This is a genomic window from Roseateles sp. (genome assembly GCF_049240545.1).
Classification (GTDB): domain Bacteria; phylum Pseudomonadota; class Gammaproteobacteria; order Burkholderiales; family Burkholderiaceae_C; genus Paucibacter_A.
This window is the reverse complement of record NZ_JBMLSK010000064.1, coordinates 1-11,236: the sequence shown is the minus strand read 5'-3', so window position 1 is coordinate 11,236 and position 11,236 is coordinate 1. Positions and strand designations below refer to the sequence as shown.

Sequence of the window (11,236 nt, the reverse complement as noted above, 5' to 3'; positions counted from 1 at the left end):
GAGGCTAAAAACGAAGGGGCTTTGTGACGCCAGATTAAGAAGCTATCCAAAGATATCTTTACTAGAGTAGTTCAAGGATGAATCGGGCTTGCGAAGCCGCTGAATTGAAGAAACTAGCAGCGCTCCCGGCCACGAAACTTTGCAAATCAATGTATGCATAGCGGCCCACCACCACAAACCATAACCTGTTGTAAACATTGGATTATTTTCAGTTTTACAACAAACTATGTATACATAGGCAGTATTAGCAGCGATGAATGCGGGCAAGTCCACGGCCTTGCTGCAAGTGGCCCATAACTACGAAGAACGTGGACACCAAGTCCGCCTGTTCTCTGCGCAAGTGGATGATCGCTACGGACTGGGGCTAATCACTTCTCGCCTCGGACCACAACGGGAGGCGGAGTTGTTTGGGCCAGACACCGACTTCTTGGCCTTGAACGCGGCACGTCCGGGCGCCGCCTGTTTTCTGATCGATGAGGCTCAGTTCTTGAGCAAAACCCAGGTCTGGGCGCTTCATGAACTGGCTCATACGCACAATCTGCCGGTGATTTGCTATGGCTTGCGTACCGACTTCCAGGGCGAGCTCTTCCCTGGATCGTCCTGCCTGCTGGCCCTGGCCGATGAGATGGACGAGATGAAGACCATCTGCGATTGCGGCCGCAAAGCCACAATGAATATGCGCGTCGATGCGAACAACCGCAAGGTCACGGTCGGCGACCAGGTAGAGATCGGCGGCAATGCCCGCTACCGAGCGGTCTGCGGGCGTTGTTTCAGGCAGGCCTGAGGCGCACCCACAAAGAAAAAAGAAGCCCGGAGGCTTCTTTTTTTGTAGGTCTGCTTAGGGCTTGGCCAGCTGTTCGTCGAGTTCCTTGCAACTCGGCGCGCAAACAGGCTGTGATTTGCCCAAAAGCTTCTTGGACTTCAGCATCGCACGCGGGCGATGCTTGCCGCACAAAAAGCAAGACATGGTTGCTGCACCAAAGGAAGAGGTCGCCGCGAAAGGCGAGCCCGGTGCTTTAGAGCGGTAGCGAAGACCATCGGCTTCGATGGTCGTTTTAGTACTGTCCTTGGCCACGTCGGTCCTGATAGTGAGTTAGTAATAGCTCGCCGCACAGCCTCGACCTTTTCACGGGATCAAACGCTGATGCAAAACGGCGGATGCGCTATTTTCGCCTATTTGCGGGCCACTCTCCCAACTGATGCATGGGCCAGCCCCCGAGAGAGAGGGAGGGGATTCCCTTATTCTCAAACGGCGCGCCAATTTTTCGGGGTCTCATGCCTGGGCATCGCTCCAGATTTAAGCGCCGACAAACTGGGGTGGGCGGCGGGCTTGCCATGCCGCAACGCCCTCCGCCAAATCGATGGAGGCGTTGCTGCGCGCAATATCGCGCTGCAAGGCCTGGATATCCAACTGCCCGCGCGCGATCGCATTCAGGTGTTGCTTCATGCCCAACAGCGCCAGCGGCGCCATGCCCAGCAGTTCACCCACATGGGACTCGACGGCTTGATCCAGGGACGAGGTATCGTCCAACAACTGATCCAGAAAACCCGAGTCCTGCATTTGCCGAGCAGTCAAGGTGGCGCCCGCAAGGAGTACCCGTTTGGCCCACTGCAGGCCTAAACGGGTCACATAGCGCTCCAACCCGCCTTGGTAAAAATGCAAGCCCAGTCGCGCCGCCGGCACAAACATTTCGCAGGCCTGCGTGCCTAGGCGGAAGTCGCAAGCCAAAGCCAGATCGGTAGCGCCGCCGTAGACCCCGCCTTGGATACGCGCCACGGTGATCGGGCGAGCCGCCTCCCAAGCATTGCTCAGACTCTCAAACAGGGCACCGGCATCGACGCCAGGCACCGCATCGATGTTGAAGCCGCTGCAGAAATGCTTGCCTTCGCCGCAGAGCAGCAAGACCCGCACCGCGGCGTCTTCATTGACTTGCTGCAGTTGCTGCTGCAGGGTTTGCAAATCGACCAATTCCAAACGATTGGCCAAGCGCGGCCTGCGCAGGGTGATGCGAGCCAAAGCGCCGTCGATATGCAACAAGGGGGCAAGACCGGGCATGTCAGTACCGAACATTCAAAGGGCACTCAGTCTAGTCGCAGACCACCGCCAGACCGAGCCGACGTAAAACAAGCGAGAAGCATCTCGGGTCATGAGGCCCTGCTACCCTTGTAGCCCAAGGAGGCTCCTCATGAAGCGCATCTGGATTGCATTGCTGGCCCTGAGCAGCATCAGCAGCGGCATGGCCGCAGACACCGTCGGCGAGGTCGACACCGTGTTCAAGTTCATCGGACCGGATCACAAGATCGTGGTTGACGCTTACGACGACCCCAAAGTCGCCGGGGTGAGTTGCTATGTTTCGAGAGCCAAGACCGGCGGGATCAAGGGTGGGCTGGGGCTGGCGGAAGACAAATCAGAAGCCTCGATTGCTTGTCGCCAGACCGGCCCCATCAGCTTCGCCAAAGCGCTGCCAAAACAGGAGGAAGTGTTCAGCGAGCGCGCCTCACTGATCTTCAAAAAGCTGCGCGTGATTCGCATGGTCGACGCCAAACGCAACACCTTGGTGTATCTGACCTATTCGGACCGGGTGATTGAAGGCTCGCCGCAGAACAGCGTCAGCGCCGTGCCGGTGGAGCGCAGCCAGCCCATCCCATTGAAATAAAGCTCAGGCGCCGCGGCCACAGCAATCGCCGGCGCCTCTTGTAAGCCAAGGCCGCATCCTCTACGCTGAGAGTTCAGCCAAGGAGCGCGCCACCATGCCCCACTCGAGCGACCTCACCCATGAGACTCCGGCCGGGCGCGCTGCGCTTGCGGACCTTGTTGCTGCGAAGCGCAGCCTGGCGCTGATCGGCCCGGCGGGTGCCGGCAAGACTTTGCTGCTGGAAGCGCTGCTGCAGCGCGCCGGCAGCATCAGCACGGCCGGCAGCATCGAGCGCGGCAACACCGTCAGCGACCATGACCCGCTGGAGCGCAAGCTGCAGCACTCTCTGTATGCCTCGGTCGTGCATATGGATCACCAAGGCCTGCGCCTGCATGTGGTCGACACGCCCGGCGCGCCGGATTTCATCGGCCAATCGCTGCCGGCGCTGGAGGCGGTGGACACGGCGGTGCTGGTGCTGAATGCCCAGCACGGGCTGGAGATGATGGCCAGCCGCATGCTGGAGGCCGCCGGCCAGCGCGGTCTTTGCCGCATGATCGTGATCAACAAGATCGACGCCCCCGATCTCGATTTGCCGGCCCTGCTGGAACAGATTCGCAGCGCCTTTGGGCGCGAGTGTCTGCCGCTGAACCTGCCCGCCAACGGCGGCAGCCAGGTGCTGGACTGCTTCTACAACATCATCGGCCAGGCCGATTTTTCCTCGGTCGGCCTGGCCCATCAGGCCCTGGTAGAGCAGGTGGTCGAGGTAGATGCCGCGTTTGTAGAGCGTTATTTAAACGAGGGCGATGTCGACCCGCGCGAATTGCATGCGCCCTTGGAACAAGCCTTGCGCGAAGGGCATTTGATCCCGGTCTGCTTCACCTCCGCGCGCAGCGGCGCCGGCGTGGCAGAGTTGCTGGACGTGATCGAGCGTCTGCTGCCCAATCCTGCGGAAGGCAATCCGCCGCAATTCCTGCGCGGCGAAGGTGCCGAAGCGCAGCCACTGCACGCCCGGCCCGACCCTGCAGCTCATGTCTTGGCCCATGTGTTCAAGATCATCAGCGACCCCTATCTGGGCAAGATGGGCGTGCTGCGGGTGCACCAGGGCACGCTGACGCGCAACAGCCAGCTCTTCATCGGCCATGCACGCAAGCCCTTCCGGCTGGGGCATTTGTTCCTCTTGCAGGGCGCCAAGCATGTGGAGGTGGATCAAGCGCTGCCGGGAGATATTTGCGCCATTGCCAAGGTCGACGAACTGCACTTTGATGCGGTCTTGCATGACGCGCCGGAGGATGAGCACATCCACCTGAAAGCGCTGGACTTCCCGCAGCCGGTGCACGGCTTGGCGATCAGCCCGGCGCGCCATGGCGATGAGCAGCGCTTGTGGGAAATCTTGGGCCGCTTGGTGGAGGAAGACCCTTGCCTGCGCATTGAGCACAGCGGCCAAACCAAAGAGACCGTCGTCTACGGACTGGGTGAGTTGCATCTGCGCATGCTGCTGGAGCGACTGCGCGAGAGCTACAAATTCGAGGTGCTGACGCAGCCGCCCCGCGTGGCCTATCGTGAGACCGTGTCTTCGGCCGCCGAAGGCCATTACCGCCACAAAAAGCAAAGCGGTGGCGCCGGTCAATTCGGTGAGGTCTATCTGCGTGTGGAGCCGCTGCCGCGCGGCCAGGGCTTTGAGTTCGTCGATGCCGTCAAGGGCGGCGCGATTCCGGGCCAGTTCATGCCTGCGGTTGAGAAAGGCGTGCGCGCCGCGCTGGAGCGTGGCGTGGTGGCCGGCTATCCGCTGATCGACCTGCGCGTAACCGTGTTCGACGGCAAACATCATTCGGTGGACAGCAAAGAAATTGCCTTCGTCACCGCCAGCCAACGCGCCTTGGTGGCGGCCGTGAAAGAAGCGCGCCCGCAAGTGCTGGAGCCCATGGTCCATATTGAGATCAGCGCGCCCGAGCATGCGGTGGGCGACATCACCGGCGATCTGGCCGCCCGGCGCGGTCAAGTCAACGGCACCGCCAGCGCTTTGCCAGGCACGCTGATCGTGCAAGGCTTGGCGCCGCTGGCCGAGTTGGCCTGCTATCAAACACGTTTGAACGCAATGACAAGCGGCCAAGGGCGCTACACCGTGCAGCTTTCGCATTACGAGGCGGTGCCGCCCAACACGCAAAACCAGCTGATGGCTGCCTACAAGGTCAGCGACGAGGAGTAGTCGCCAAGGCCCTCCGGAACTCGCCGGATCAAGGGCCCTTTATCATTGGCAAATGTTATCCGCCCCCCTGGACGTCGCGCAGGTCCGTTTGGACAACGCGCTGCTCCTGTTCGAAGAGTTCGTCACCGCCACCGTCAAGCAACCCGATGCAGCCACCTTGCGGGGGCTGGAGCGGCGCTTTGCCGAGCGCCTGCAGATCCAGCCCAGCTATTGGAGCCAGATCAAAGGGCGCTCGCGCCAGATCGGCGAGCGTCTGGCCCGGCAGTTTGAACAAAACTGCCACAAGCCCGCGGGCTGGATGGATCAGCCCCATACGACGGCCGCCGCCAAGCCCAATGCACAAGCACGGGCCGAACAAGAAGCCACGCCCAGCGTGCCGCAAGACGACGATGAACGCTTCATCGTGGGTCTGGTCCTGACCTACTACCGCCGCCACCCGCAGCGCGCCCGCACGCGATTGCTGGACCTGCTCGGAGAAGTGCTGACGCCACCCGCTGCGGCAGCAGCAGTGCCAGCACCGGCGCCGACAAGCAAAGCGCCGCAGAAACAGCCCCTGCTCCAGCCAGGCATGGCCAAAGCGGCCACGGGCCCAGCCACAGCCAGTCAGGGTGGGGCCGCCGAGTTGGATGAATGGCGACGTCTGCAACAAGGCATTGCCCCCTTGAAACCGAAGAAGCGCTGACGACAGCGCGGCTGGACAGCAAGACCTCCCCCTAGTTTCTTTATCAAAGCTTGATAAAAGCACTTGCGCAAGATAAACAATCGTTTATCATTTGCGCAAGTCGCGGCGTTCACCGCCACGGCGAAACCCGCGTCATCAATGCCTCAACCGGGCGCGAGCGCTAGCACCAGGCCCATCGGCGCCTGAGCAGCGAGTGCCAAGCCCAGCCCACCCGGTCCCGCCGGGTCTGATTCCCAAAAGTCGCAGTTTGCTTACCCGTCGGGGCACCGGCCAGGTGAGCCGCTGCATGCCCAAAACGGCCGCCCCAGGGCCATCAACGTTCCCGTCCGCCGCCAGGCTATTTCAAGCTCGGCGGTGAAGCCGCAGCATGGCTGATCGCCACCGCGCTGTCCACTTATTCAGGAGTTTCTTATGCCTCAGTTCACCGCCCCGCGCCCGTCCCATCTGAATCTGCGCAAACCGCGCAATCCCCTGGTGGCCCACGCCTTGATGCGCCAAGCCGGCAAGCATGGCCAGCAAAAGCTGGGCAGCTCGCAACGCCAAGCCGCCAGGCGCGACCTGCAAAAACAAAGCCAGGAATTGATGCTGCCCGACCGCAGCGCATGAAATGACCGGCCCCGCGGCAACGCCCGGTGGCCCGCACGGAGAACCATCATGAGATTGAGAGACTTGCACGGCCCCCACGACAGCCGGGCCGAATTCGAAACCAGCCACCTGCTCTGGCGCTTGCGCCTCAGCCATTGGCTTTTGCGCAGCAGCGCCTTGCTGACCCGGCTGGCCGTGCGCCTGAGCCTGAGTCGCAGAAAGGCTCCGCCGGAGCTGGAGTTTTACGCCGAAGCCGGCGCGCCCGAAGGCGCCCTGTATGCCGATGGGCATCGGGTCGGCACCTTGCCGGGCATCCAGCGACTGTGAGTCCAAGCCTGCGCCGGCATGCCATACCGTGAATGGTTAGGCATTGCCGGCGCTTTTCACTGGACTGAAGGCCTTGCACTGGTACTAGGATCAGCCTAAAGCCGAGCTTACCAACCATGTCAGCCTCCATTGCCCTCATGCCCATGCACCAAGCCCCACCGGACTTGGCCAGCTGGACGGCCTTGTTCTGCAATGCCGAGATCCCTGTTTTGGCCGAGACGGCCGAAGCCTTGGAGTTGCTGCGCGAGAACGAGGACGCGACCGACGCCAACAGTTTGGGCGAAATGATCGCCACCGATCCGCTGATGACGCTGAAGGTCTTGGCCTATGCCGCCAATCACCGTTCCAGCCGGCTGCAGACCGATGCTGAAACCGTCACCGCCGCCTTGGTGCTGATGGGCATCACCCCTTTCTTCCGGGAATTCGGCGAGCAACCCACGGTAGAAGCCAAGTTGGCCGCTCAGCCCTATGCGCTGGACGGTCTGCAACGCGTGCTGCGCCGCGCCGATCGGGCCGCGCGTTATGCCCTGGCTTTTGCGGTGCACCGGCTGGACCCGGATGCTGCCGTGATCCACAGCGCAGCGCTCTTGCACGATTTCGCTGAGATGCTCTTGTGGATCAATGCGCCTGAACTGGCCCAGCAGATCCGCCTCCGTCAGCTGGCGGATCGCCATTTGCGAAGTGCTGCGGCTCAACGCGAGATGCTGCACATTGAGTTGGCCGATCTAGAGCAAGCCCTGATGCAGGCCTGGCATTTGCCCGAATTGCTGCGCCACATCACCGACGACAAACGCGGCAATGATCCGCAGGTGCAGTGCGTTAGGCTTGCTATCCGGCTCGCACGACACACGGCGGACGGCTGGGACGACGAAGCCGTGCCCGATGACTTGTGCGAAATCGCCAGCCTGCTGAATCTGAGCGCCGAAGCCACGCTTAAACTGCTGCACGAATTCGACTGAACTCGTCGCCACCAGCGTCGCTGACGCTCACCCAAATTCTGCAATGGCCGGCCCTACCCAAGATTTCTGGCAACAACGCTTCACCAGCGGGCAAACGCCCTGGGACCGCGGCGCACCACATCCGCAACTGCAAAACTGGCTCAGCGAAGGCCTGATTCAAGCGGGCCAAACCGTGCTGGTGCCAGGCTGCGGTCAGGGCCACGAGCTGCTGAGCCTGGGAAAAGCTGGCGCTCATGCCCTGGGGCTGGACTACACCCCTGCAGCCGTCGAGCTAGCGCGCCTGCGAATCTCCCAAGCAGGCCTGGCTTCAGAGCATGCCCGCGTCGAACAAGCCGATGTGCTGGCCTGGCAGGCGCCGCAGCCCTTGGACCGGGTCTATGAGCAAACCTGCTTGTGCGCCCTGCACCCCGACCATTGGCGCGCCTATGCGGATCAACTGCATGCCTGGCTCAAACCTGGCGGCTTGCTGCTGGCGCTCTTCATGCAAGCCCGGCGCGACAGTGCCGGCCAAGGCTTTGTGGAGGCCCCCCCCTACCATGGCGACATCCAAGCCATGCGCGCGCTGTTCAGCAGCGACCGTTGGGACTGGCCGGCCCCACCCTACGCTGCCCAAGCCCACGGGCAAGGCTGGTACGAATTGGCGGTCGTCTTGAAGCGGCGCTGAGGCAGCTTTCGCTCCGCCAAAGATTCAAACCGGCACGGCGGTGGTGTTCTTCAGGCGGTCCAAGACAAAGCTGGTCTTGCAATCTTGTACGCTGGGGTGCTTGAGCAAGGTCTCGGTGATGAAGCGCGCATAGTGCGCCATGTCTTGCACCACGACACGCAATAGGTAGTCCATATCGCCGGTCAAGGCCGCGCACTCCACCACCTCAGGCCAGGCCTGCACGGCAACACGAAAAAGCTCCATGGGGTTGCGCTTGTGGCTTTCAGTGTGCTTTTCTAACCGCACATTGATGTAGGCCGTCAAACCCAGACCGACTCGCTCCGGTGGAACCAAGGCCACATAGGCGGAGATAGCCCCAGACTCCTCCAAGCGCCGCACCCGCCTGAGCACGGCCGATGCGGACAAGTTAACTTGGGCCGCCAAGGCGTCATAAGTCACACGCCCATCGGCCTGCAACGCCCTCAAAATGCGCCGATCAATCGTATCGAGCTGGATTTCGTTTCCCATACCGAAAATTGTCGCAGTATTCCTGCGCATTCAAGCCATCCGACGCCAGACTTCGCATGAATCCTGCGCAGACGAACGCCTACAGTGTTGACCCATCGCAAGACTTTGTTGGAGAAATCATGGCATTCACCCCCTGGGAAAATCCGATGGGCACCGCTGGCTTCGAATTCATTGAATTCGCAGCCCCCGATCCGGCCGAACTCGGCAAGCTGTTCCTGACCATGGGCTTCACCGCCGTGGCCAAGCATCGCCACAAGAACGTCACCCTTTATCGCCAGGGCGGCGTCAACTTCATCATCAATGCCGAGGTCGACTCCTTCGCGCAGCGCTTTGCGCGTCTGCATGGCCCGTCGATCTGCGCGATCGCCTTCCGCGTTCAAGACGCCGCGTTCGCCTACAAGCGCGCCTTGGAATTGGGCGCCTGGGGCTTTGACAACAAAGCCGGTCCGATGGAACTCAACATCCCAGCCATCAAGGGGATCGGCGACTCGCTGATCTACTTCGTCGACCGCTGGCAAGGCAAGAACGACGCCGCTGCGGGTGACATCGGCAATATCAGCATCTATGACGTTGACTTTGTGCCGCTGCTGGACGCTGAGGGCAAGCCGGTGCCAGCCAACCCGGTCGGCCTGGGCCTGACCTATATCGACCACCTCACGCATAACGTCTTCCGTGGACGCATGAAGGAATGGGCAGACTTCTATGAGCGCTTCTTCAACTTCCGAGAAGTACGCTACTTCGACATCGAAGGCAAGCTGACTGGTCTGAAAAGCAAGGCCATGACCAGCCCTTGCGGCAACATCCGCATCCCAATCAACGAGAGCAGCGATGACAAGAGCCAGATCGCCGAGTACCTGGACACCTACCACGGCGAAGGCATCCAGCACGTTGCCATGGGCACCGACGATGTCTACGCCACTGTCGAGCGCATGCGTGACTCGGGCGTGGATTTCCAAGACACCATCGACACCTATTTCGACCTGATCGACAAGCGTCTGCCCGGCCACGGCGAGAACGTTGAAGAGCTGCGCCGCCTGCGCATCTTGATCGACGGCGCCGCCCATCTGGATGCGCCTAACGAACTGTTGCTACAGATCTTCACCAAAGAAGTCATCGGCCCGATCTTCTTCGAGATCATTCAGCGCAAGGGCAATGAAGGCTTCGGCGAAGGCAACTTCAAGGCCTTGTTCGAGAGCATCGAGCTGGACCAAATCCGCCGCGGCGTTTTGAAGGATGAAGCCAAAGCTTGATCAGGCTCGTCCCTCGGTCAACCTAGCGAAAGCTACCTTGACCGAGGGTGCCGAGCCGCTTCAACTTGATGCCATGCATCAAGTTGGAGTCAGACCGTAAGCTCATCCACCAAGTAGACAACCGAAATCAGAGAATGCGGCCCAACCCGGAAGGAGAAGGCCGCTGAGGAAGAGCAAATTCACGGAGAGCCAGATCGTGGCGATCCTCAAGGAAGGCGAGGCAGGCATGCCCGTGGCGGAGGTGTGCCGTAAACACGCCATCAGCGCGGCGACGTATTACGCGTGGAAGAGCAAGTACGCGGGCCCGACGGTGTCGGACCGGACGCGCATGCGCGAGTTGGAGACAGAGAACGCGCGGCTCAAGCGCATGTACGCGGATCTGGCGTTGGAGAACACGGCCATCAAGGACGTACTGTCAAAAAATTCTAACGCCGTCCGTGAAGCTGCAGGCGGTCGAGGTCATGGTGACCGAGCACCGCTTGTCGATCACGCGAGCATGCCACGCCGCGGGCTTATCACGGGCGGCGTACTACAAGGTGCCACCGCTGCCACAGGAGAAGGATGCCGAGGTCATTGTTGCGCTCAACGGCATCGTCGAGCGCAACGGTCGCTGGGGATTCTGGAAGTGCTTTGACCGGCTGCGCCTGGATGGTCGGCCATGGAACCACAAGCGGGTCTGGCGGGTGTATTGCGACTTGGGTCTAAACATTCCTCGTCGCACCAAGCGCCTTATCCCTAAACGTGAACCCGTGCCTCTCGCTGCGGCATCGTTCGTCAATCAGGGGTGGGCATTGGACTTCATGCATGACGTGCTCTACGACGGCCGGCGATTCCGAACCCTCAACGCCATCGACGAAGCCAATCGCGAGGCCCTGGCGATCCTGGTGGCCAAATCACTGCCGGCTTCGATGTTGATTCGAACAATGGACCGTCTGGTGGATTGGTACGGAGCGCCGCAGTCGATTCGCATGGACAACGGCCCCGAGATGACCAGCCGTGACTTCGTCGAATGGGCCCAGCGCAAAGGTATTGCCTTGAACTACATCGAGCCTGGCGAGCCCAACCAGAATGCCTACATCGAGAGATTCAACAGGACGCACCGAACAGAAGTGCTTGATGCCTAGCTGTTCAACTCAATCGAGCAAGTACAGGCTATAGCCGACGATTGGCTGACCCAATACATCGAGTACCGACCGCACGACGCGCAGGGCGGCGTGCCACCCAAACATTTCATGCCCAGATTGATCTTCACAACCGCCGCAAACTCTAGAAATCAACTGTCTTCTTGACAGGTTAGCTTACGTCATGGCCCAACTCAGAAACTAAGGTGGACTTAATCAAAAGCAAAACGCCCCTGATTCACTCGAATCAGGGGCGTTTTGCATAAATATTAGCCTGACGATGACCTACTTTCACACGG

12 protein-coding genes and 1 pseudogene are annotated in these 11,236 nt (G+C 60.8%); 10 read left to right on the top strand and 3 right to left on the bottom strand.

All coding sequences use genetic code 11. The features are described 5' to 3' along the window. The first annotated feature begins 253 nt into the window (after window positions 1–253). The gene (locus ACOVRJ_RS03815; RefSeq protein ID WP_422042570.1) at window positions 254–784 is read left to right on the top strand and encodes a thymidine kinase; all 531 of its coding nucleotides are present in this window, start codon (window positions 254–256) and stop codon (window positions 782–784) included. Between the two features lie 54 nt (window positions 785–838). On the opposite strand, the gene ACOVRJ_RS03810 is transcribed toward ACOVRJ_RS03815, so the two are convergent. Both ACOVRJ_RS03810 and ACOVRJ_RS03805 read right to left on the bottom strand, forming a co-directional pair. Then, window positions 839–1,075 carry a hypothetical protein gene (locus ACOVRJ_RS03810; protein ID WP_124454629.1) on the bottom strand — a complete coding sequence of 79 codons (237 nt, stop codon included), beginning with the start codon at window positions 1,073–1,075 and terminating at the stop codon, window positions 839–841. Window positions 1,076–1,297: 222 nt separating this feature from the next. Next, the gene (locus ACOVRJ_RS03805; protein WP_422042569.1) at window positions 1,298–2,056 is read right to left on the bottom strand and encodes an enoyl-CoA hydratase/isomerase family protein; all 759 of its coding nucleotides are present in this window, start codon (window positions 2,054–2,056) and stop codon (window positions 1,298–1,300) included. A 130-nt stretch (window positions 2,057–2,186) separates the two neighbouring features. Here ACOVRJ_RS03805 and ACOVRJ_RS03800 point away from each other — a divergent pair, with 130 nt between their 5' ends. The 7 genes from ACOVRJ_RS03800 to ACOVRJ_RS03770 all read left to right on the top strand — a co-directional run bounded on the left by ACOVRJ_RS03800 (window position 2,187) and on the right by ACOVRJ_RS03770 (window position 8,059). After that, entirely contained in the window at window positions 2,187–2,657 is a 471-nt protein-coding gene (locus ACOVRJ_RS03800) for a CreA family protein (RefSeq protein ID WP_422042568.1), read from the top strand. Between the two features lie 94 nt (window positions 2,658–2,751). After that, window positions 2,752–4,842 (top strand): elongation factor G, encoded by a 2,091-nt coding sequence (gene fusA / locus ACOVRJ_RS03795; protein ID WP_422042567.1) that lies wholly within the window; start codon window positions 2,752–2,754, stop codon window positions 4,840–4,842. 52 nt (window positions 4,843–4,894) lie between these two features. Continuing rightward, window positions 4,895–5,524 carry a hypothetical protein gene (locus ACOVRJ_RS03790; RefSeq protein WP_422042566.1) on the top strand — a complete coding sequence of 210 codons (630 nt, stop codon included), beginning with the start codon at window positions 4,895–4,897 and terminating at the stop codon, window positions 5,522–5,524. Between the two features lie 411 nt (window positions 5,525–5,935). Further along, window positions 5,936–6,130: a hypothetical protein gene (locus ACOVRJ_RS03785; protein ID WP_263538294.1), complete on the top strand. Its 195-nt coding sequence runs from the start codon at window positions 5,936–5,938 to the stop codon at window positions 6,128–6,130. Between the two features lie 48 nt (window positions 6,131–6,178). Further along, window positions 6,179–6,436 carry a hypothetical protein gene (locus ACOVRJ_RS03780; protein WP_422042565.1) on the top strand — a complete coding sequence of 86 codons (258 nt, stop codon included), beginning with the start codon at window positions 6,179–6,181 and terminating at the stop codon, window positions 6,434–6,436. A 116-nt stretch (window positions 6,437–6,552) separates the two neighbouring features. Next, on the top strand, window positions 6,553–7,395 hold the full coding sequence (locus ACOVRJ_RS03775; RefSeq protein WP_422042564.1) for an HDOD domain-containing protein: 843 nt from the start codon (window positions 6,553–6,555) through the stop codon (window positions 7,393–7,395). Window positions 7,396–7,438: 43 nt separating this feature from the next. Next, the gene (locus tag ACOVRJ_RS03770) at window positions 7,439–8,059 is read left to right on the top strand and encodes a methyltransferase domain-containing protein (RefSeq protein WP_422042563.1); all 621 of its coding nucleotides are present in this window, start codon (window positions 7,439–7,441) and stop codon (window positions 8,057–8,059) included. 24 nt (window positions 8,060–8,083) lie between these two features. On the opposite strand, the gene ACOVRJ_RS03765 is transcribed toward ACOVRJ_RS03770, so the two are convergent. Next, complete coding sequence (locus tag ACOVRJ_RS03765; RefSeq protein ID WP_422042562.1) at window positions 8,084–8,566, bottom strand: Lrp/AsnC family transcriptional regulator; 483 nt, start codon at window positions 8,564–8,566, stop codon at window positions 8,084–8,086. A gap of 119 nt (window positions 8,567–8,685) precedes the next feature. Here ACOVRJ_RS03765 and hppD point away from each other — a divergent pair, with 119 nt between their 5' ends. Together hppD and ACOVRJ_RS03755 are read left to right on the top strand one after the other, a co-directional pair. After that, the gene (gene hppD, locus ACOVRJ_RS03760) at window positions 8,686–9,816 is read left to right on the top strand and encodes a 4-hydroxyphenylpyruvate dioxygenase (protein ID WP_422042561.1); all 1,131 of its coding nucleotides are present in this window, start codon (window positions 8,686–8,688) and stop codon (window positions 9,814–9,816) included. A 163-nt stretch (window positions 9,817–9,979) separates the two neighbouring features. Continuing rightward, window positions 9,980–11,105 (top strand): annotated as a pseudogene (locus ACOVRJ_RS03755) (IS3 family transposase). Window positions 11,106–11,236: the final 131 nt, after the last annotated feature.